The organism is Arthrobacter sp. ISL-28 (assembly GCF_018613875.1).
Classification (GTDB): Bacteria; Actinomycetota; Actinomycetes; order Actinomycetales; family Micrococcaceae; genus Arthrobacter.
Genome location: NZ_JAGGPJ010000001.1, coordinates 47134 through 68183, shown reverse-complemented (window position 1 = coordinate 68183; position 21050 = coordinate 47134). Strand labels below are relative to the sequence as shown.

Annotated in this window: 22 protein-coding genes and 1 pseudogene; 15 read left to right on the top strand and 8 right to left on the bottom strand. The window is 63.5% G+C overall.

What is annotated here, in order from left to right:
* Positions 1 to 168 precede the first annotated feature (168 nt).
* From J7E80_RS00305 to J7E80_RS23525, 6 genes and pseudogenes are all read left to right on the top strand, one after another.
* Positions 169 to 1665 (top strand): chlorohydrolase family protein, encoded by a 1497-nt coding sequence (locus tag J7E80_RS00305; RefSeq protein WP_215049489.1) that lies wholly within the window; start codon positions 169 to 171, stop codon positions 1663 to 1665.
* On the top strand, positions 1662 to 2648 hold the full coding sequence (locus J7E80_RS00300) for an ornithine cyclodeaminase family protein (RefSeq protein ID WP_215049488.1): 987 nt from the start codon (positions 1662 to 1664) through the stop codon (positions 2646 to 2648). Before J7E80_RS00305 ends, J7E80_RS00300 begins: the two co-directional genes overlap by 4 nt.
* Before the next feature lie 30 nt (positions 2649 to 2678).
* Positions 2679 to 3371: a GntR family transcriptional regulator gene (locus J7E80_RS00295; protein ID WP_215049487.1), complete on the top strand. Its 693-nt coding sequence runs from the start codon at positions 2679 to 2681 to the stop codon at positions 3369 to 3371.
* 71 nt (positions 3372 to 3442) lie between these two features.
* Entirely contained in the window at positions 3443 to 4693 is a 1251-nt protein-coding gene (locus J7E80_RS00290) for an amidohydrolase family protein (protein ID WP_215049486.1), read from the top strand.
* 15 nt (positions 4694 to 4708) lie between these two features.
* Positions 4709 to 5245 (top strand): annotated as a pseudogene (locus tag J7E80_RS24525) (LacI family DNA-binding transcriptional regulator); the annotation flags it as partial.
* 83 nt (positions 5246 to 5328) lie between these two features.
* Positions 5329 to 5775, top strand: a complete 447-nt coding sequence (locus J7E80_RS23525; RefSeq protein WP_285291772.1) for a substrate-binding domain-containing protein — start codon at positions 5329 to 5331, stop codon at positions 5773 to 5775.
* A gap of 1 nt (position 5776) precedes the next feature.
* Here J7E80_RS23525 and J7E80_RS00275 read toward each other — a convergent pair whose 3' ends face one another.
* Positions 5777 to 6259, bottom strand: coding sequence for a DUF488 family protein (locus J7E80_RS00275; RefSeq protein ID WP_215049484.1), 483 nt, complete (start codon positions 6257 to 6259; stop codon positions 5777 to 5779).
* A 150-nt stretch (positions 6260 to 6409) separates the two neighbouring features.
* Here J7E80_RS00275 and J7E80_RS00270 point away from each other — a divergent pair, with 150 nt between their 5' ends.
* Positions 6410 to 6628, top strand: a complete 219-nt coding sequence (locus tag J7E80_RS00270) for a hypothetical protein (protein WP_215049483.1) — start codon at positions 6410 to 6412, stop codon at positions 6626 to 6628.
* 339 nt (positions 6629 to 6967) lie between these two features.
* Here the strand turns inward: J7E80_RS00270 and J7E80_RS00265 are convergent, their stop codons facing one another.
* The 5 genes from J7E80_RS00265 to J7E80_RS00245 form a co-directional block, all read right to left on the bottom strand.
* Positions 6968 to 7450 (bottom strand): SRPBCC domain-containing protein, encoded by a 483-nt coding sequence (locus J7E80_RS00265; RefSeq protein WP_215049482.1) that lies wholly within the window; start codon positions 7448 to 7450, stop codon positions 6968 to 6970.
* Positions 7451 to 7463: 13 nt separating this feature from the next.
* A complete protein-coding gene (locus J7E80_RS00260; RefSeq protein WP_215049481.1) occupies positions 7464 to 7796 on the bottom strand; it encodes a metalloregulator ArsR/SmtB family transcription factor in 333 nt (110 codons plus the stop codon).
* Between the two features lie 209 nt (positions 7797 to 8005).
* Complete coding sequence (locus J7E80_RS00255) at positions 8006 to 8188, bottom strand: hypothetical protein (protein WP_215049480.1); 183 nt, start codon at positions 8186 to 8188, stop codon at positions 8006 to 8008.
* Between the two features lie 254 nt (positions 8189 to 8442).
* Complete coding sequence (locus tag J7E80_RS00250) at positions 8443 to 9495, bottom strand: asparaginase (protein WP_215049479.1); 1053 nt, start codon at positions 9493 to 9495, stop codon at positions 8443 to 8445.
* A 78-nt stretch (positions 9496 to 9573) separates the two neighbouring features.
* The gene (locus J7E80_RS00245) at positions 9574 to 11061 is read right to left on the bottom strand and encodes an amino acid permease (RefSeq protein WP_215049478.1); all 1488 of its coding nucleotides are present in this window, start codon (positions 11059 to 11061) and stop codon (positions 9574 to 9576) included.
* A 149-nt stretch (positions 11062 to 11210) separates the two neighbouring features.
* Here J7E80_RS00245 and J7E80_RS00240 point away from each other — a divergent pair, with 149 nt between their 5' ends.
* Genes J7E80_RS00240 through J7E80_RS00230 form a run of 3 tightly spaced genes read left to right on the top strand, consistent with a single transcriptional unit; the run spans position 11211 to position 14099 of the window.
* Positions 11211 to 12635, top strand: a complete 1425-nt coding sequence (locus J7E80_RS00240; RefSeq protein WP_215049477.1) for an aspartate ammonia-lyase — start codon at positions 11211 to 11213, stop codon at positions 12633 to 12635.
* Between the two features lie 15 nt (positions 12636 to 12650).
* A complete protein-coding gene (locus J7E80_RS00235) occupies positions 12651 to 13397 on the top strand; it encodes an aspartate/glutamate racemase family protein (RefSeq protein ID WP_215049476.1) in 747 nt (248 codons plus the stop codon).
* Positions 13398 to 13424: 27 nt separating this feature from the next.
* Complete coding sequence (locus J7E80_RS00230; RefSeq protein ID WP_215049475.1) at positions 13425 to 14099, top strand: GntR family transcriptional regulator; 675 nt, start codon at positions 13425 to 13427, stop codon at positions 14097 to 14099.
* A 342-nt stretch (positions 14100 to 14441) separates the two neighbouring features.
* On the opposite strand, the gene J7E80_RS00225 is transcribed toward J7E80_RS00230, so the two are convergent.
* Positions 14442 to 15914 carry an MFS transporter gene (locus J7E80_RS00225; protein ID WP_215049474.1) on the bottom strand — a complete coding sequence of 491 codons (1473 nt, stop codon included), beginning with the start codon at positions 15912 to 15914 and terminating at the stop codon, positions 14442 to 14444.
* Between the two features lie 84 nt (positions 15915 to 15998).
* Here J7E80_RS00225 and J7E80_RS00220 point away from each other — a divergent pair, with 84 nt between their 5' ends.
* Positions 15999 to 16376, top strand: coding sequence for a MarR family winged helix-turn-helix transcriptional regulator (locus tag J7E80_RS00220; RefSeq protein WP_215049473.1), 378 nt, complete (start codon positions 15999 to 16001; stop codon positions 16374 to 16376).
* A gap of 9 nt (positions 16377 to 16385) precedes the next feature.
* On the opposite strand, the gene J7E80_RS00215 is transcribed toward J7E80_RS00220, so the two are convergent.
* Positions 16386 to 16790, bottom strand: coding sequence for a nuclear transport factor 2 family protein (locus tag J7E80_RS00215; RefSeq protein WP_215049472.1), 405 nt, complete (start codon positions 16788 to 16790; stop codon positions 16386 to 16388).
* A gap of 184 nt (positions 16791 to 16974) precedes the next feature.
* Between J7E80_RS00215 and J7E80_RS00210 the strand changes: the two genes are divergently transcribed.
* From J7E80_RS00210 to J7E80_RS00195, 4 genes are all read left to right on the top strand, one after another.
* On the top strand, positions 16975 to 17547 hold the full coding sequence (locus J7E80_RS00210; protein ID WP_215049471.1) for an MOSC domain-containing protein: 573 nt from the start codon (positions 16975 to 16977) through the stop codon (positions 17545 to 17547).
* A gap of 45 nt (positions 17548 to 17592) precedes the next feature.
* The gene (locus J7E80_RS00205; protein ID WP_215049470.1) at positions 17593 to 18036 is read left to right on the top strand and encodes a helix-turn-helix transcriptional regulator; all 444 of its coding nucleotides are present in this window, start codon (positions 17593 to 17595) and stop codon (positions 18034 to 18036) included.
* Positions 18037 to 18046: 10 nt separating this feature from the next.
* Positions 18047 to 18457 (top strand): VOC family protein, encoded by a 411-nt coding sequence (locus J7E80_RS00200; RefSeq protein ID WP_215049469.1) that lies wholly within the window; start codon positions 18047 to 18049, stop codon positions 18455 to 18457.
* 95 nt (positions 18458 to 18552) lie between these two features.
* The gene (locus J7E80_RS00195; RefSeq protein ID WP_215049468.1) at positions 18553 to 20943 is read left to right on the top strand and encodes an excinuclease ABC subunit UvrA; all 2391 of its coding nucleotides are present in this window, start codon (positions 18553 to 18555) and stop codon (positions 20941 to 20943) included.
* Positions 20944 to 21050: the final 107 nt, after the last annotated feature.

The following is a 21050-nucleotide window of genomic DNA, read 5'->3' as shown; positions in this document are numbered from 1 at the left end:
CTACGTGAATCTTTGTGCGATGTAAATCACTTTTATTTCCGCTGTCTTTACCGGTCCTGATACCAGCTGGTCGGTGAAGGGTCTAGTTTTGGTATACCAAAGTCGCTAGGATGGCACTGCGGGATCATCTTCAGGACCCTGCATCCCATCGTCGAATTGGAGGTTGGTTTGCGCACCAGATTCAGCGCGGAATTTGTGCTCGGGCATGAGGCCGGTCATCACGTCCTGATCCGCAACGGCGACGTTGTCTACGAGGACGGCCGCATTATCTACGTCGGCCAAGGCTACGACGGAACCGCAGATGAAGCGTTCGACTTGGGCCGCTCGCTCATCACCCCGGGATTGATCGACCTCGATGCCCTGACCGACATTGACCATCTACTGATCGACTCCTGGGCATCGCCCGACCGCGCCGGGGGCCTTCAATGGTCGGAAGATTACTTCCACCAGCGGCGTCGGGACGTCTTCACCGCCCAGGAGCGCCAAACCGTGCGGAAATATGCGCTAGTGCAGCTGGCCCTTCACGGCATCACGACGTACATGCCGATAGCCGCGGAGACTCATTCCGCCTGGGCAGAGACCTTCGACGAACTCGTGGGGATGAGCGAGACGTCCCGCGAGATCGGCCTCCGTGCTTACCTGGGACCCGCTTACCGGTCCGGCGTCAACATCACCCGGCAGGACGGGCAGCGGGACGTGGCCTTCGACCAGGAACGCGGACGCGCGGGGCTCGCCGACGCCCTCCGGTTCCTCGACTATGCGGAGCAGCTCGCCGACCCCCTGGTCACCGGTGTGCTGCTGCCGTGCCGGATCGAGACAGTCAGCGAAGAACTCCTTCGCGCCACGGCCCTTGCCGCTCATGACCGCCAAGCAATGGTCCGGCTGCACTGCCTGCAGGGTGCCCTGGAGCGGGAACTGCTGCAGCGCTGGTATGGCCTGACTCCCCTCCAGTTGCTCGAAAAGACCGGGCTGCTCCGCGAGCAACTGCTCATCCCGCACGGAATCTTCGTGGACCGCAACGCCCTCGTGGACGGTGTAGACCGGGGAGACCTCCAGACCCTGGCGGCGGCGAACGTCTCCATCATCCACTGCCCGCTCACTTCCTTCAGGTACGGCATGGCATTGGACTCGTTTGCCGCTTTCCGTGAAGCAGGCATCAACATATGCCTCGGAACGGACTCGTTCCCACCGGACCTCATCCGCGGCATGGACACGGGCGTGCATCTGGGCAAGCTGATCAGCCGCCGCCCGGACGCCGCTCCGGCCGAGCACTATTTCGAGGCGGCAACAACCGGGGGTGCCCGCGCCCTGGGACGGCCCGATCTTGGAAAGCTGGAAGCAGGCGCCCAGGCCGATCTGGTGGCTTTCGCCCTCGATGACATCCGGGACGGGGTCCTGGACGATCCCGTCCGCACCCTCCTGCTCAACGGGACGGCGCGGCAGGCCACGCATTCTGTAGTCGCCGGACGTGTTGTCATGCGCGACGGCGTGATTCCGGGCGTTGATATCCAGGGCCTGAAAACCGAGGCGCAACGTCTCTTCGACAAGATGCGCGACGCTTATGCGGACCGTGACATCCAACGGCGTCAAGCGGATGATCTCTTCCCTCCTACGTTCCCCTACGCGGGCGCCCTGCGCGCTCGTCTTCAGGAGGTCAGCTCATGACACTCATGCTGAAGGCCTCGGAGCTCGAGGCGTTGGCCGACATGCCAGGGACCATCGCCGCCGTGGAACGCGCCTTTGTGGAGCTGAGCAGGGGCGCTGCGGTCCAGCCTGCTCCGGATTCACTGATCCTGCCGTCCTCCGATGCACGGTTCCTGCCCATGGCGGCGCTGTCCGACATCGACGAGCTGGCCGCCGTGAAAATGCTGGCGGACATCCCGGGGAACAGGGCCGTGAGCCTGCCAACTCAGCGGTCCACCATCATGCTCGTCTCCCGGCTGACTGGTGAGACCCTTGCCATCCTTGACGGAAAAGTCCCCACCAGGGTGCGGACCGCAGCTGCGAGCGCCGTGGCAACGAAGCTGCTTGCGAGGTCCGGCAGCACGACGCTCGGGCTGGTCGGTGCGGGAGCCCTCGCGGTGGCACACGTCGAAGCGATGATCGCTGTCAGGCCGATAGAGAAGGTCGTGGTCTGGTCACGGTCGCCTGAAACGGTGGAGGCATTCTGCCGCGAGATCGCCCATCATGGCCTCGCGGTCGGACGCGCTGTTAGCGTTCAGGAAGTCGTGGAGGAGGCAGACGTGCTGTGCACCCTGACGCCGGCAGTCGAACCGCTGGTGAAGGGAAAATGGTTCAGGCCGGGCCTGCATGTGAATGCCGTCGGTTCACGTCCCCGCGCGGACCACCGGGAGATCGATTCAGAGGGAATGGCCAGGGCAAAGGTGTTTGTGGACAGCCTGCCCACAGCGAAAGCCAAATCCGGCGGACTCATCATTCCCGTGGGCGAAGGCGTGATGACCTTTGACGACGTTGAAGCGGAGATCGGCGATGTTGCGGCGGGCAGCAAACGTGGGCGCACCAGCGACGAGGACGTAACCTTGTTCAACTCGGTTGGTATCGGCCTGCAGGACCTGGCCATCGGACGGATCCTCTACGACGCGGCGCTCAGCCAAGGGCTGGGGACCCGCGTGGAGATGGCCGGCTGACCGGGACCGCCTCACCTGATGGAGACACGAATGATTGCCGACGAAACCTGGGCCCCGAATGCAGCTGATAATGGGCTCTCATCCAGCGCTGACAGTGCGAAGTCCCGTCTGCGGCAGCTGATTATCGCAGGGGAATACGCCCCCGGTGTCCGCTTGCGGGAACGGGAGCTTTCGGAAGCCCTGAACGTGTCACGTGTCCCGGTGCGGGAGGCGCTGCAGCAGTTGGAGGCGGAAGGGTTCGTTGTCACCTCGCCGAGGCGCGGCGCCACGGTCAAGCAGATCACGCTCAAGGACGTGAACGAGCTCTTCGATCTTCGGCTAAGCCTGGAGGTCCTGGCGGCCCGTCTTGCCGCGCAGGTAGCGGCGGGCGGCCGCGCCACAGGCCGGCTGCAGCAGCTCATGGACGAGGCAGCGGAAGCCACCGCGCGCCACGACCACGAGCAGATCCCCCTCAGCAACACAGCCCTGCATACAGAAATCGTGGCAATGGGCGGGAACTCCCTGCTGGAATCGTCGATGAAACCGCTGCTCGGCCGAATGCAATGGCTGTTCACCCTGACCGGTGAGAGGGACCCGCAGGGGCAGTGTGAAGAACACCTGGGCCTGTGCAAGGCGATCTACGATGGCAAGCCGGACCTGGCGGGGGCGCTGGCCTATGCCCACGTCGAGCTGGGGCGTGAACCCTCCCTGCAGGGCCTCGCCGGAATACTCCCCGCGAGCTAATTTGACTGCGCGCTACTCAAACTCGCGCGCTGCTTCAACCCTCCAGAAACGATCAAGAACGAGAGAACGACATGACGCTGTTACAGGCAGTCCGTCCTTGGGGCGGAGCACTCAGTGACGTGACCCTGAGCAATGGCAAGATCACTGCCATAAACAAGCATGAACCCGGAACGGCGCAGACGCCGCCCGAAACCGAAGTTGTGGACGGCCGGGGACGCATCCTGCTTCCGTCCTTCTCCGACGTTCACGTGCACCTGGACTCCACCCGGCTGGGCCTGCCTTTCCGCGCCCATACCGGAAGCCCGGGAATCTGGCCCATGGTCATGAACGACCGCGCCCATTGGCGCTACGCGGAAAGCAGCATTGAGGAACGGGCAACGCATACTCTCGGCATGATGATCGAGCGCGGAACCACCAGGGTGCGCAGCTACGCGCAGATCGATGCAGACTGCGGGCTCGAGCGGTTTGAGGCAGTAATGGCCGCCCGGGAATCACACCGTGGCCGTTGCACCGTTGATATTATTGCCTTCCCGCAGGCCGGCCTCCTCCTTGAGGACGGCGTCGTCCCGCTCATCGAGGAGTCGCTCAAACAAGGAGCAGCTGTCATGGGCGGCATCGACCCCTGCCAGCTGGACCGCGATCCCGTCAGGCACCTCGACATCGTGTTTGGACTGGCCGAAAAGTACCAGACGCCCGTGGACATCCACCTGCATGAGCCCGGCGAACTGGGCGTATTCAGTGTGGATCTCATCCTCGAACGTGTCCGCGCACTCGGAATGCAGGGCAAAGTGACCATCTCGCACGGATACTCTCTGGGCAGCGTCTCAGAATCAACCACGCGTCGACTGATCGAAGGGTTCGCAGAGTTGGATATCTCGATGGCCACGGTGGCACCGGCAATAAATACCGCCTTGCCTTTACGGGCCCTGACGGATGCCGGCGTGCGGGTTGGACTGGGAGAAGATGGTCAACGCGACTACTGGTCCCCCTACGGCAACGCTGACATGCTGGACCGCACCTGGCAATTGGCCTTCACGAACGGCTACCGTGCAGACGAGCTTATTGAACACTGCGTGGCTGTGGCCACAATCGGCGGTGCCTCGGTCCTGAACGCCGACCTCAGGCTCAAAGGCATTTCGGACCGGCCCGGCGTGGCCGTCGGCGACGCCGCGGAACTGCTGCTGGTCGACGGCGAGACAGTCACGTCCGCTGTGATGGACCGGTCAGCGGACAGGACCGTAATCCATGAAGGACGAGTCGTAGCCGACGGCCTGCACCTCTCAGCCGGGTTCACACCTCGCAACCGGGCAGGGGCCCATTAATCGCGCAATTCGCCCATCACCCAGGTAGCAGCCGAAGCTGGCGTCAGCACAGCCACAGCCGGCCGGGTCCTCGGAAATTACGGTTACGCCAGCGACGACGTCGCCGTCAAAGTGCAGGCTGCAGCCAGAAAACTCAGCTACAAACCGAACATGCTCCGCCGCAGCCTGGTGACCGGCAAGAGCCAAACCATAGGCGTGGTGGCCGCCGACATCGATAATGCCTTTTACGCCAGGGTTCTGCGCGGTATCAGGGACGTGGCCAGGTCCCGAGGGTTTGGCGTTATCTTGACGAACAGCGACGAGAATCTGGATCGTGAAAGGGAAGCCGTACAGCTTCTTCTTGAAAAACGGGTGGACAGCCTCATCGTCGCGCCCTGCGATGTTCAGGCCTCGTCACATCTCCGCAACCTTATCGCCGGCGGGTGCCCCACCGTCCAGATCGACCAGGCAGCCTACGATCTGGCAGCAGACTCAGTGACAGTCGACAACCGAGGATCGGCCCGTGAAGCAGTCGATCATTTGCTGAAAGCTGGACACCGACGGATTGGGATTGTCGCCGAGCTTGAGCAAATCGACAAGGGAACCCTGGACGACTTCGTCAATCAAGCCGCCTACTCTCCCGTCACGGAGAAACCCTGTATCCTAGCTGGCAGCGCCTGCAGGGGTACCTTGATGCCCACCGTGACGCCGGCGTTTCCGTGGACCCGCGCCTCATCCGCCGTGTCGGAGCCTACTCTTCCGAGGCCGCATGCCAGGAGACTACCGAGCTCCTCCAGGCCCCGGACCGACCATCCGCCGTCTTCGCGGCCGACGGAACCATGTCCGACGGGGTTATGCAAGCGATCGCGGACCTGGACCTTCAGGTCCCGGACCAGCTTTCCCTCGTGTGCTTTGATGACCTCGACTGGATGAAATTCATGCGGCCGGCCATAACATCCGTACACCAGCCTGTGCACCGGATCGGCTCCATGGCAGCCGAACTTCTCCTTGCCAGAATCGCGGGCGATTCCTCTACGCCGAAGCACAATGTGCTGGAGGCCCGCCTCCACGTCCGCGGTTCTGTAAGCCGTCCCCTCCCATAATTCACGGGAGCAGGTCATCGTTCCCGCCGGGCATGAGATGGTCAACGTCTATGCCATCCAGCAACACGGCATGATCAGCGATAAGACGCCGGTGGCATCTCCACCACAACGTCTCGCTGCACATGATCGTCACCCGCTGCTCGCCTGCCTGCCTGATCAAATCTTCGAGAGCAAGAGCGAAGCCCGAAGACCTCATGTACGCGGCGTAAGCCCGGAACGATTCATTTCGGAGCGCCACATCGGGCGAGTCTGGCGGGAGCTTTCGAAACCCGCCTAACCGCTTTTCCCACCGGTATTCGATTCCTGCAGCGGGGAGCCACCGTTCCAGGAGATCCCTGCCGAAATGCGGGAATTTGCGACTCCCCGGTGCGATGCGGACATCCACAACCGCCCTGATCCCGGCCCCCTCCAACAGTTTCCTGAATTCAGGTTCGCTGGCGGTTCCATGACCCACTGTCACCAATCGCGTCGGATTCTCCGCCATGGTGCCAACCCTACGCAGTGTGCCAACCCTACGCAGTGTGCCAACCCTACGCAGTGTGCCAACCCTACGCAGTTTGCTGACCGGAGGACGTGCCGTCCGCGGAAGATCTTCCCCCTTGCAGGCACACGGCACGAATGTTTCGCTGTAAATATGACTGAGAAAGAATCGCCCAAAGAGCTCCCAGATGACCCGCACCTGCGGGATGACGTTGCGCCCGGTGCCGGCACGGAACCTTTGGGAACAGGGGATGACCGGTTTATGCCGGGCCAAACCAACGCCGGCCAGCAGGTTGCAGGGCTTGCACCGGCCACCGATTATGGGGCCGAAGAAGACCCGGATGCCCAGCAGGATTCAAACCACCCCATCTAAACCAGGCTCCCCGGAGCCCTCGTGAAGGTGAGCCCCACGTCGTGAAGACCGGTGGCGCGCACGGAATATCAGTGCCTAAGGAAGGCCAGCACGTACAGAAGGTCAACGCCCACGGTTAGCGCCCACAGAAGACCAGTGCCTACACAAGGTCAACGCCCACGGTTAGCGCCCACAGAAGGCCTGTGCCTACGGGAGGTAGCGGAAAACAAAGGCCAGCGGACGACGGCGGGAGGTTCCGCCGTCGTCCGCTGGCCTTTAACTTTGGTGGAGTCGTGTCTGCAGTGGAGTTGCGTCTGTAGTGGGTTGGTGGCTGGGGTGGAGTGGTCAGGCGTGGGATGGCTAGGCGAGCAGGGCGTCGATCTGGCCCGCCGCCTCCTTCATGCCGTCCTCCATGCCCATCTCTAGCATCTTGTTCATCTGCTCTTCGGACTCGAACATGGACCTGACCGTCATCCGGGTCCGGCCGCCGATGTCCTCGAGCTCGACGGTGGCGTGTGTCGTGCCCATCGCGGCGACCGGTGCGCCGTTATCGTCGACGAAACCGTCGTCAAACTCGAGACGGTTCGGGGCGTCGATGCTGGTGATGCGCCACCAGCCGCCGGCCTTCTCGCCCTCAGGGCCGGTCATGTAGTAGCTGGCCTCTCCCCCGGGGGTAAATTCATGCTTCGTGAATGTGGCTGGCCAGGTGGGCGGACCCCACCAGCGCTCCAGCTGCCGCGGATCCTCCCAGATCTGCCAGACGCGCTTGACGTCGGCATCAAACTCGGCCACGAGAGTGAAGCTGAGCGTCTCGGTGCTCTTGGTGGAACTGATAACCGTCATTGCCGGACCTTTCCTATTCTTCAGCGAGGATGTCTGCGATCTGGGCGACGCGCTGCCGCCAGATCGCCTCGTACTCATCGAGCAGCCGCCGGGCTTTCTCCAGGCCTTCATGATTGCCCCGCACGATCTGCTCCCTTCCGCGCTTCTCCTTGGTGACTAGGGACGCGCGCTCCAACACCGCCACGTGCTTCTGAACGGCGGCAAAACTCATGGCATAGAGGGCCGCGAGGCCGGAAACCGAGTACTCCCCCAACGCCACGCGGCGCATGATGTCCCGCCGCGTGGAATCTGCGAACGCCTGGAAGAGGCGGTCAAGTTCGGCATCGCCCAGCTGATCTACAACCATTTGGTTGTAGGATATGCCTGGCATGGAGGGGTGTCAATGGGTCGAAGGGCGACACTAAATGGAGGGTGTCTCTGGGTGGAGGCGCTCGGACTGGACCGTATCCGGCTGACTTGTGAGGGTGAAACAGCGGCTCGGTGAGAAGGTCGCCCGTCTGAGATAGGTTCCGCATGAGCTAAGTTTCAGCAGCGAGCTAGCTATGCAGGGGCAAGTTAACGAGAGAGCTCGTTGGAATCGAAGAGGCCGGTAATGAGGCCTGCGGGGTGGGACCAATGTTCGCCTGACATGATGGCGGCTGCTTCGGCGTTGCCTTCTTCGCAGACGCGGATGAGTTTGTCATGGTGATTGATGGTTTCCTCGCCGCCCAGGGCCGCCAGAGCCGCCGGCTGGTCCAAGGAGACGTCTCATATGCCAAGGGTTCCGAGACGCAAACGATGTCGCAAGTAAGGCCACCTCGCGGACAGGTTGACCGTGCGGGACTACCGCGGCAGCATGATGAAGAGGGTGCGACGCTCGATCAAGGGAACAGCAATGCGGTGTCCGACTATTAACGGACGGGACCCAGCCGGCAATCTTCTATCTGACCATGATTCCCCCTGCCCCCCGCAGTCCGGGTCTGTGGACCCGGGCGGCAGGATTTGGCTTTCTCTTATTGGGCTGCGGCGTTACCGGCGGATATCAGCTGTCCCTCAGGTTCGTGCGGGGCGGTGGGGGTGATTTCGCCCGCAAGGTCGGTGAGGATCCATTTTCCGAGGTCTGCCCGGTCGATGTCCTGGCTGAGGAGGAACAGGATCTTGGTGTAGAGGGCCTCCAGGGTCATGTCCGCGGCGCCCAGGGCTCCTGCCCTGTTGAGGAATCCCGCTGCGGCGTACTTGGCAAGATCGATTCTGGCTTGGACGCATTGGCTCATGACCACCACCGGTGTGCCGTTCTCGGTCAGGTTCCGGATGGCTCCTTCGAGTCCGGGCTCGTCGCCTGGGCCCTCACCGGCCCCATACGCGCGGTAGATCACTGCGTCCGGTGCGGGGGTGGTCATTGCACGAAACCGTTCAGCACTCATGCCGGGGGCGGCAGTAATGACTGCGACATCATGCCGGCTGTAGGGTCGGGGGCTGCCCCAGCCCCGGGCGTTCGTTCTAAACGGTTCTTCCCGCACGGCGTCCGGGGTAACGGCCCGGACGTGTGGGCTGATGAAGCCGTGCCTATCGATGGTGGAGACCTTGCTTGCACGCACTCCTGACATCAGGTCCCCGTCGAAGAATAAGGTCACCCCGGTGGCGAGGCCGGAGCTGGCGACGTCGAACGCGCCCCGGACGTTGCCAGGCGCGTCAGTGCCCGGGATTCCGAAGGGGATCTGGGATCCGGTGAACACTACGGGTTTGCCGAATCCCTCGAGGGCGTAACTGACGGCCGCTGCCGAGTGCGCGAGGGTGTTGGTGCCGTGCAGAACGACGAAGCCGTCGAACTCGTCCCGGCGGGCTTGGAGGTGGTCGATGATTTGTTGCCAGTGCGCCGGGGTGATGTTGGACGAGTCGACCGGCTCGAAGTCGGCGAAACCGAACTCGGAATGCCTGCCATTGCGGTTGAGGGTCGCTGCCACTTCGGCTTCTACGTTTCCGCCGCAGTCAAAACCGTTCGGTCCGGCGATCATTCCGATGGTCCCGCCGGTGTAGATGAACTGGATTTTGGGAGTGGTGCTCAAGGTTCTCCTTGCGTGTCCGGGGCCGGATTCTCCGGCCCCGAGCATGACTCGTTGTTAAGGCGGGGGCTTGTGGCGGGCTTAGAGTCCGGCCTCGTACGGATCGCCGACGGTCTTCCGGATGCGGCTGCGGACGCGGAACCAGTTGAGGGTGAGCAGGACGCAGATGCCAAGGAAAAGCAGTATAGTCGGCCGACCGATTCCATCGGCAAACCACATTCCACCGACGACGGCGACGAGGAAGGCCACGGTAACGAAGTTGACGTACGGGGCCCCCCGGAGGCGATAGGCAGGGCGCTGCACCAGTCCCTGCTTGGCGCGCCGGACGAACATCCAGTGGCTGACCATGATCGAGATCCAGGTGCCGGCGATGCCGATGGCTGCCAGGTTCATGACGATGTCGAAGGCCTGTGAGGGCCAGACGTAGTTGATCAGGATGCCGATGATACCCAGGCCGGCGGTGAAGAGGACACCGGCGAACGGAACGTTGTGCCGGTTCAGCCGGGTCGCGATCTTAGGGCCGCTGCCGGCCATGCCCATCGAGCGGAGCGTGCGTCCGGTGGCATAGAGCCCGCCGTTCATCGAGGAAACGGCGGCCGTGATGACGACCAGGTTCATGATGGCGCCCATGTTGGGGATGCCGAGCGCGGAGAAGAAAGTGACGAAGGGGGACTCCGTGCCGCTGTAGGCGGTCCATGGCATGACCAGGGTCAGGAGGATCACTGAGCCGACGTAGAACAGGGCGATCCGCCAGAAGGTGGAGTTCACTGCCTTGGGGATGATCTTGTGTGCGTCTTTGGCCTCGCCTGCTGCGACCCCGACCATTTCGGTTCCGCCGAAGGCGAAGACGACGCCGAGGGTGAGCGTGATGGCCGGCAGCCAGCCGTTGGGGAACAGGCCGCCGTGGTCGGTGATCAGGGCGGGCCCCGGGGTGTGCCCGGCGACCTGGTTGCCGGTGAGAATGACCACCACGGCAACGACCATGAAACTGACGATGGCGGCGATCTTGATCATCGCGAACCAGAACTCGGCCTCGCCGAAGAACTTCACGGCAAGCAGGTTGAGCACGAGGACCAGGGCGAGCGTGATAAGGGCGAGCAGCCACTGCGGGACGCTCTGGAACAACGTCCAGAAGTGCAGGTACAGGGCTATGGCGGTCGTCTCGGCCATGATGGTGCAGCACCAGTCGATGAAGAACAGCCAGCCGGTGAAGTAGGCGGCCTTTTCGCCGATGAATTCGCGGGCGTAGGAGACGAAAGCGCCCGAGGAAGGCCGGTACACGGCCATCTCGCCGAGGGCGCGCATCATGAAGAAGGTGAACAGGCCGCACACGGCGTACACGATGGCCAGGGACGGGCCGCCGATCCCGAGGCGGCCGCCGGCGCCGAGGAAGAGCCCCGTGCCGATCGACCCGCCGATAGCGATCATGCGCACGTGCCGCGCCTTTAGCGATCGTGAATAGCCGGCGTCAGCGGCGTCGACCGTCTGGCTCGTGCCACCGGCAGTTGTCGTCTCCGGCGCCGCCGCGGGTGCGCCAGTGTCCGCGATGTTCTCAGAAGGGAGCTTCATTGATGCCTCCGATTGTTCTCCATTATCCTGCCTCCAGTATATTGCGTATTGCATGTGGAACACCGACAATCTTAGTGTGGCCGGCGACACTGTCAACTCAGCAGCGATTGACCGAACCACTCATCAGAAAGACAGGAGCATCAACGTCCATGGAGACACGCAATGAGAAGGACCTGCTTGGCAGCCTTGCTGTACCGGCTGAGGCCTACTACGGAGTACATACGGCCAGAGCGCAGCAGAACTTCCGAGTCACAGACACCTCGATTTCGCAGTTCCCGGAGCTGATCTCGGCTCTGGCCAGCGTCAAGCAGGCCGCCACCCTCGCAAACTCAGACTTGAAGGTCCTGAACCCGACACTCAGTGGCGCCATCGTCCAGGCGTGTGAGGAGATCCGCGAGGGTGCGCTGCACGGGCAGTTCATCCTCGATCCCATCCAAGGCGGGGCAGGGACTTCAACGAACATGAACGCCAACGAGGTCATCGCAAACCGGGCGTTGGAGATCCTCGGCCACGCCCGAGGCGACTATCAAGTCTTGTCCCCGCTTGAACACGTTAACCGCGGGCATAGCACCAACGACGTCTATCCCACGGCCCTTCGCATTGCGACAATCCTGGCGGCGCAGACGCTGCTGATCGAGATGGACACCCTCCGCACGTCCTTCGAGCGCAAGGCCGCGGAGTTCGCCCCAGTGGTAAAGATGGGCCGCACGCAATTGCAGGACGCCGTCCCGATGACGCTGGGACAGGAGTTCTCCACCTACGCCGTCATGGTGGAGGAAGACCAGCAACGGCTCCGGGACGCCATGGCGCTCCTACACGAGATCAACCTCGGGGCCACCGCCATTGGCACCGGCATCACTGCGTCTCCGGGTTATGCCGAGGCCGCATGCATGCATCTCCGCCAGATCACCGGCCTCCCCCTGCAGACGGCCCCCAACCTGGTCGAGGCCACGCAGGACTGCGGCTCCTTCGTTCAGTTCTCCGGGGTCCTGAAACGGATCGCGGTCAAGCTCTCCAAGGTCTGCAACGACCTGCGCCTGCTCTCATCAGGGCCCAGGGCCGGATTTTCCGAGATGAACCTGCCCCCGCGCCAGGCCGGATCCAGCATCATGCCCGGCAAGGTGAACCCGGTCATTCCCGAACTCGTGAACCAAATCGCCTTCGAAGTCATCGGCAACGACCTCACGGTCACCATGGCAGCCGAAGCCGGACAGCTCCAGCTCAACGCATTCGAACCCGTCATCGGATATTCCATCCTCAAGAGCTGCCGACGGCTCGCAGCTGGTGCGAAGACCCTCGCCGAGCTTTGCATCGATGGCATCACCGCCAATGAAGACTTCCTCCGTTCGCAGGTCGAGAACAGCATCGGAACAGTCACCGTCCTCAACCCGTACATCGGGTACGAAGCCGCAACTGCCATCGCCAAAGAAGCCCTGGTAACGGGGCGCACCATTACCTCGCTGGTCCTTGAAAGAAAGCTCCTCGACGCCCAACAGCTCACAGCGCTTCTGAGCCCGTCGTCGCTGGCCAGCCCGCCGCGCGCTCTCGACCAGAACGTTGCAGGCATTGGCTGAGGCAGGGAAAGGAAGATGATGCATCCACAAGAGCAGGTCATCGGCATCCTCGGCGGGATGGGCCCAGCCGCCACGGCGGACTTCTACACCAAGCTGGTCGGCCGAACCCAGGCCCGACGGGACCAGGATCACCCCTGCACGGTCATCTGGTCCGACCCCACCATCCCCGACCGAACCCAGGCTATTCTGGGCCTGGGAGAGGATCCGACTCCATGGATGCTGCGCGGAGTCAGGCATCTGGAAGATGCAGGCGCCACCCTCATCGCCGTCCCCTGCAACACAGCGCACGCCTTCGTCCCGGCCCTCCAGGCCAAGACCAACGTGCCGATCCTGCACATGATCGAGGAGACAGTAGAGCTCCTCTTCGCAGCCGGCATCCGCAAAGTGGGCCTCCTGGCGACAACGGGCACATGCCGCATGGGCCTCTACCAGGGATTCGCAGATGCGCGAGGCCTCCAAGTTCTTGTCCCGGATTCCACCGTCCAGGAGAAGGTCATGGAGGGGATCCTGAAGATCAAGGGTGGCAACGCCTCATCGGAGGTCGGCAGGCGTCTGGCCGGGGCAGCGGCCCGGCTGCAGACCCAAGGCGCGCAGGCAGTCATCGCTGGCTGCACCGAGATACCTTTAGCCCTATCGCAGGAGATGTTGAGAATTCCCCTCATCGATCCCACTGGCGTATTGGCTGATGCCGCACTGCGGCAGTCCGGCTTCCCCCTGCAGGGACCGGGGCCGGAAACCGGCTCGGCCGTCCTTCGAATGTGAACGCAGTATCCAATGTATCGTGTACATATGTCGCCTATTGATCGAGTTGACCGCCGCCTGATGAGCGGCGAGGCATACGACAGGATTCGGGCTGCCATCGTGACCGGCGATCTCGCGCCCGGGGAACGGGTCAAGGATTCGGAGCTGGCCGAGCGCATGGGGCTCAGCCGGACTCCGGTCCGCGAGGCACTCGCGCGCCTTGCGGACATGGGCCTGGTCGAAGCCAAACCCGGGGTCTACACGCGGATCGCCACCCTGGACAAGGACGAAGTAGCCCGCACCCTGGCTGTCCTCAAGGCGCTCGACGAACTGGCCGTCCGGACGGGGACACCCAACCTCACAAAGGGCGACCTCAACCTCATGCGCGATCTCAACACGGAATTCGAGGCCGCAGTGGCCCGCAATGACGTCCAGGCGGCGCTGGAGGCAGACGAACGCTTCCACAGCGTCCCCGTCACGGCGGCCCAAAATCCACTCATCGCGCGCGTCATGGACCAACTCCACCCCCAAATCCACCGCATCCTCTACAGGAAGTTCTCCACTCTCTACGGAGCGCAGAACACGGGAGGCCACCACCGCGAACTCATTGAAATCCTCGCATCCGGGGACGCCGAAGAGGCGGCCAAGCGATCCGGCGCCCACTGGAATGAACTAGGCGGCCTCATCGACCAGCTTTTCGCCAACGCTGAGCTGACCGCCTGAAGCGCGGGCATGCGGGGACCCCCTGCGGGGTCTTGGAGGATGTTGCCCACGGGCCTCGGAGACGCTGCCAATCAGAACCGTGAATGACGAATGCGCAGAGGAGTTCTGACATTCTGTGCAGCCAACTTCTGAAACTGACACTCTGGGTGATCATGATCGCCAACCCGGAGGTCCTGGAAAGGGCCGAACTGACAGCCGTCAGATAACCCATCAACAAGCAAGTCAGGGATTGGGAACCGTTTTGCGGATCCCAAACCCCTGACTTATTTAACCCAACTGACTTTTATCCAACTGGAAACGCTGTTAACCATCCGGAAGGCAGCCAGCCCTGGCTGTGCCCGTCTAAACCTTGGCCATCACCTGGATCGTCGGCGTCCGGCGGGACCGCGGCACTGCTATGAGCAACGCGGCAAGGGCGACGGCTGCGCTCAGGATCAGGCCGGGGCGGTACTGTTCCAGCATTGCCGCCGCATCTACGGCACCGCCCGCCTCGGACGGGCTGCCGTGACCGCTGACGATCGCCGTGGTGACGGCAAGCACCAAGGCGGCACCCACCTGCGTGCTCGTCTGGATCAGGCCGGCAGCCAAGCCCTGTTCGGAATTTTGGATGCCCGCTGTTGCCTGCACGTTAATGGACGGAAATGCCAGGGCGAAGCCAACGCCCAGCAGCAGAACGGACGGCAAGATATCCGTCATATAGTTGGGCGCTGTGCCCACGCGAAGGAACAGCACATAGCCGAGCGTCAACGCCGCCAGGCCGGTCAGGATGAGCCGCGGGGCGCCGAACCGGTCGATGAGACGGTCCCCGAAGGGTGCGCTCGAAGCCACCAGGAGGCCGGTGGGAAGAAGCGCCAACGCCATGCCCAGGGGGCTCCATCCCAGCACGGACTGCAGGTAGAGCGTGAGGATGAACTGGAAGCTCAGATACGAACCGAACAGCCCGACGGCGCTGAGGTTGGCCCGGGCAACCCAGCCTTCCCTGAGGATGCTGAACCGGATCAGCGGGTGCCGAACGCGGTTTTCGATCACGGCAAACGCCGCCAGCACCGCTGCGGAGGCCAGGAACCCGGCGATAGTTGCCACAGAACCCCAGCCGTTCCCGGGGGCCGAAACCAGCGTATAGACCAGTCCCAGCATGCCGGCGGCGAGTGTGACGGCTCCCCAGACGTCGTGCCCGCCGTCCTTATCCCGGTCGGCGGCGTTGTCCCGGGGGATGTACTTCAGGCCAAGAATGACGACGGCGACCGCTATCGGTACCGAGACAAGGAAGGTCCAGCGCCAGCTCATGGCAGTCATGAGTCCTCCGACGACCAGACCGAGTGAGAAGCCGCTTGCGCCGAAGGTTGTGAAGATGGAAACAGCGCGGTTTCGTTCGCGCCCTTCCGGGAACGAAGTGGTGATGATGGAAAATCCGGCAGGAGCCGTAAATGCCGCGGCCAGTCCTTTAACGAAACGGGTGGCGATCAGCAGGGCGGGGTCATCGACCAAACCGCCGATCAGGGAAGCAGCGGCGAAGACGCTGAGCGCAATAAGGAAGATGCGGCGCCTGCCGAGGAGGTCCGCCATCCGGCCACCCAGCAGGAGCAGACTTCCGTAGCCGAGCACGTAGGCAGAGACGATCCATTGGAGGGACTCGGTTCCAAGGTTGAGTTCGTTGCCGATAGAGGGCAGCGCCACGCCGACCATGGAGACGTCGAGCGCGTCCAGCGCCAGAACGGTGCACAGGACCAGCAGCAGCATCCACTGCGCACGGGTCCAACGGACAGGGCCGAGCAGTTCTCCGGCAGTTCTTTCAAGGGCTGAAGTTGCAGTCATGGCATCAACTTATATGACACGTCATTGAATGACAAGGAATATTATGACGTGGACTTTTAATATTTCCTGAACTAGAATCTCTGCATGGCAACAACGCAGGACCGCCAGCTGGTTGAGCAATGGCGCAGCATCCAGAGCACGTACTTCCGCACCGCCGGCATGATCGACCGTGCCCTGGAGTTGAAGTTCAGCATCGGCCTGACCGAGTTTGAAATCCTTGACCTCGTGGCCGAAAGTGCAGACGCAGCCTGCAGAATGAAGCAGCTGGGTGAGCGCACGCCCATGACGCAGAGCGCCATGTCCAAAGTCGTGGATAGGCTCGAAAGAGCCGGACTCATCTCCCGGCACTCCTGCGAAGATGACCGGCGCTCATTGTTTTTGGAACTTACCGACGCCGGCCGTGAACTCCACCGCAGGGCTGCCGTCGAACACCGCGCCCTGCTGAAGGAAAATCTGGCCTGAGGCCCCGAATTACCACATAGTGGCCACCGAGCGCGAGGCGAGCCATCGCCCGTTCACACGGATCAAGTCCATCGTGAGCTGCAGTGGCCAGTTCGCCCGCGCCCCGTAGACCGTCGCATCTGTGACGATCCTCCCGACCAGCCGGGCAGTGTCGCCGTCAACATGGAGGGACACGTTCCTCTCCAGGGCATCGTGGTAGTCAAACTGTCCGGCCTGCATCTGGGCCAGCCACTCCTCCTTGGGCTGGAGGAGGCCCGTCATGTGCGTCAGCGTAAAGTCCTCAGTCAGCAGGTCACCCAGCCTCTCGGTGTCGCCGTCCAGCATGGCGCGCAGCTGGGCCCGGTAGTTGTCAAGGATGTCCGATCGGTCCTGTTCGTCTGCATCGACGGCCACGGCCTGCCCTTCGTTGTCCATGCCATCAACGCTATTGGCCCCGGCACCGCTGTGGGAGGCCCTGCCGTTACCTGTAGCGAAGCCGGGAACCGACTGATCTGCAGAAGCGGACGACGGCGGGACCTCCCGCCGTCGTCCGCTTGGGAAGGCTCTCCCAGCAGTTGAAAGGTGTTCCCACCCCGGTGAGGAAGGATAGTTTTATGGCATGACCGGAAGCTACAGATATGACGTGGAGGTCGTGCATCTCCTCGTGTCGCCGGAACACGCCTATTTCGGCCGCGCCCGCGAGGGGGCAGCGGACGTCCGCAGCACAGATGCCGACCGCGTCGAACTGGTGGCCGGAAAGGGCATCGTCGGTGACCGGTTCTTTGGCAAGGCCGCGCACATGGATGCCGCCGTCACCCTGATCGCAGTCGAGGCCCTCGAAGCGATGGCCGCTGAGCTGGGGGTCCCGCCCCTTGACCCGCTGCTCACCCGGCGCAACGTGGTCCTCAGGGGCGCCCACCTCGCCCCGCTGCTTGGCCAGGAATTCGCGCTGGAGTCACGCGGAGAACCGGTGCGGCTCAGGGCCGGACGGCCTGCCCACCCTTGTGTCTGGATGGACCAGATGCTTGCCCCGGGCGCACACAAGGCCATGCGCGGGCGGGGAGGAATGCGGTGCCAGGCGCTCTCCGACGGCATTCTGCACCGCGGGCCGGCCGTGCTGATCAGCCCCGTGCCGCTGGACCCCGAAAGCGCTGGCGTCCCCACCCTGCTTCGACCGTCACGGCTGCCCTAGCACGGGGGCTAGACAACTCCGGCGCGACGTGGCACCATCGCGCAGGTGACCAGCAGACCCGCCGAAGCGCAGCACCTGAGCGATCTCGCGCGGCTGCGCCGCGTTCGCGACCGGATCGACCGGGAGTACGCGCAGCCGCTGGACGTCGAAGCGCTCGCCCGAGGCGTCAACATGTCGGCCGGACACCTCAGCCGCCAGTTCCGGCTCGCCTTCGGCGAACCGCCATACGGCTACCTCATGACACGGCGCATCGAGCGCGCGATGGCGCTACTGCGTCGCGGCGATCTCAGCGTCACCGAGGTCTGCTTCGCGGTCGGCTGTTCGTCGTTGGGCACCTTCAGCAGCCGCTTCACCGAGCTGGTCGGTATGCCGCCGAGCACCTATCGCCGCCTGGCTCGTGCGGACGCCGCGGGCATGCCATCCTGCGTGGTGAAACAGGTGACCAGACCGATCAGGAATCGAGAAGCGCCGGTCACGAGCCGCGCCTAGACTGACTGCCATGAACCTCACCATTCACTGGACTTTCCTCCCACACAACGACCCGGACGCCTCTCTGGCCTTCTATCGTGACACCCTGGGATTCGAGGTCCGCAACGACGTCGGATATGGCGGGATGCGCTGGATCACCGTAGGACCGGTGGATCAGCCGCAGACGTCGATCGTCCTTGAGCCGCCGTTCGCCGACCCCGCCCTCACCGAGGACGAGCGCCGTACGATCGCCGAGTTGATGGCCAAGGGCAGCTACGCCCGCATCGTGCTCGGCACCTCGGACCTCGACGGCACTTTCGAGCGGGTACAGGCAAGTGGCGCCGAAGTCGTCCAGGAGCCGACAGACCAGACGTACGGCATTCGCGACTGCGCTTTCCGCGATCCGGCAGGCAACATGATCCGCATCAACCAGCTCCACTAAACCGCCAGCCTTAACGCGGGTCGCTGACGCGGGCCGCTGGTCCGCCGCCTTGGCGGCCCGCCTAACAGATGCCCCGCCTAACAGATGGAGACACAATGACCATAACGACGAGGACGGATACGCAGTCGCCAGCACTGCACGTTGCCGACGGCCATGATCTGATCCGCGTCCAGGGCGCGCGCGTGAACAACCTCAAGGACGTCAGCATCGAGATCCCGAAGCGCCGGCTGACGGTGTTCACTGGCGTCTCCGGCTCGGGCAAGAGCTCGCTGGTGTTCGGTACGATCGCCGCGGAGTCGCAACGGATGATTAACGAGACCTACAGCGCCTTCGTGCAGGGCTTCATGCCGACGCTGTCGCGGCCCGACGTCGATCTCCTCGAGGGCCTGACGACGGCGATCATTGTCGACCAGGAGCGGATGGGAGCCAACCCACGCTCCACCGTCGGCACGGCGACCGACGCCAATGCAATGCTGCGCATCCTCTTCAGCAGGCTGGGAAACCCCCACATCGGCTCGCCCAACGCCTACTCCTTCAATATCCCTACAGTGAAGGCCACCGGCGCGATCACTATCGAGCGCGGCGACAAGACCAAAGCCGAGAAGGCGACCTTCAACCGGCTCGGCGGCATGTGCCCGCGCTGCGAGGGCATGGGCTCGATCAACGACTTCGATCTGACGGCACTGTACGACGACAGCAAGTCGCTTAATGAGGGCGCGCTCACCGTCCCCGGCTACAGCATGGACGGCTGGTACGGCCGCATCTTCAGCGGCTCCGGCTACTTCAACATGGACAAGCCGATCAGCAAGTACACCAAGAAGGAGCTTCACGACCTCCTGTACCGGGAACCGACCAAGATCAAGGTCGAGGGCATCAACCTGACCTACGAGGGGCTGGTCCCCAAGATCCAGAAGTCGATCCTCTCGAAGGACGTCGACTCGCTACAGCCGCACATCCGCGCCTTTGTGGAGCGGGCCGTAACGTTCACGACCTGCCCCGACTGCGGCGGCACACGGCTCAGCCAGGAAGCCTTGTCATCGAAGATCAAGGGCAAAAACATCGCCGATGTCTGCGCGATGCAGATCAGTGACCTGGCCGGTTGGATCCGTGACCTGAACGAGCCCTCGGTGGCCCCGCTGCTGACCGGGCTGCAGCACCTCCTCGACTCGTTCGCGGAGATCGGCCTCGGATACCTCTCGCTCGACCGGCCGTCCGGCACCCTGTCCGGCGGCGAGGCCCAGCGCACCAAAATGATCCGCCACCTCGGTTCGTCACTCACCGACGTCACCTACGTTTTCGACGAACCCACGATCGGCCTGCACCCGCACGACATCGAGCGGATGAACCGGCTGCTGCTGCAGCTCCGTGACAAGGGCAACACCGTACTCGTCGTGGAGCACAAGCCGGAGACCATCGCGATCGCCGACCACGTCGTCGACCTCGGTCCCGGCGCCGGCACCGGAGGTGGCACCGTCTGCTTTGAGGGCAACCTGGAGGGGCTGCGGGCGAGTGACACCATTACCGGCCGCCACCTCGACGACCGGGCGCGGCTGAAGGACTCGGTGCGTTCATCCTCCGGTGCTCTGGAGGTCCGCGGCGCGTCGACGAACAACCTGCAGAATGTGGACGTCGACATACCGCTCGGGGTGCTCTGTGTGCTCACGGGTGTCGCCGGCTCCGGCAAGAGCTCGCTGATCAACGGTTCGGTGGCTGGACGCGACGGCGTGGTGGTGATTGACCAAGGTGCGATCCGCGGTTCCCGACGGAGTAATCCGGCAACGTACACCGGGCTGCTCGAACCGATCCGCAAGGCGTTCGCCAAAGCCAACGGCGTGAAGCCTGCGCTCTTCAGCTCCAACTCCGAAGGGGCTTGTCCCACCTGCAACGGCGCCGGCGTCATCTACACCGACCTGGGCGTCATGGCCACCGTCGAATCCACGTGCGAGGAGTGCGAGGGGAAGCGCTTCCAGGCGGCGGTGCTGGAGTACACGCTGGGCGGCCGGAACATCGCCGAGGTTCTCGCGATGCCGGTGGCCGAGGCCGAGGAGTTCTTCAGCGAGGGCGAAGCACGCACGCCAGCAGCCCACAAGATCCTGGACCGGCTGGCCGACGTCGGGCTCGGCTACCTCACCCTGGGCCAGCCGCTCACCACGCTGTCCGGCGGCGAGCGGCAGCGACTCAAGCTGGCCAGCCAGATGGCCGAGAAGGGCGACGTCTACATCCTCGATGAGCCGACCACCGGCCTCCATCTCGCCGACGTGGAGCAGTTGCTGGGTTTGCTCGACCGGCTCGTCGATTCCGGCAAGTCGGTGATCGTCATCGAGCACCACCAAGCGGTCATGGCGCACGCAGACTGGATCATCGACCTCGGTCCCGGCGCTGGCCACGATGGCGGCCGGATCGTTTTTGAGGGCTCGCCCGCCGACCTCGTCGCCACCCGCTCCACCCTCACCGGCGAACACCTCGCGGCGTACGTCGGCAGCTGACCCGGCTGCGCCTGAGTAAGGCGGTGGCGGACCCGAGGCTGCACCTGACGAAGGGCGTGGCGGATCAGTGCGCTGGCGGACCCACGCTGCACCTGACGAAGGGTGTG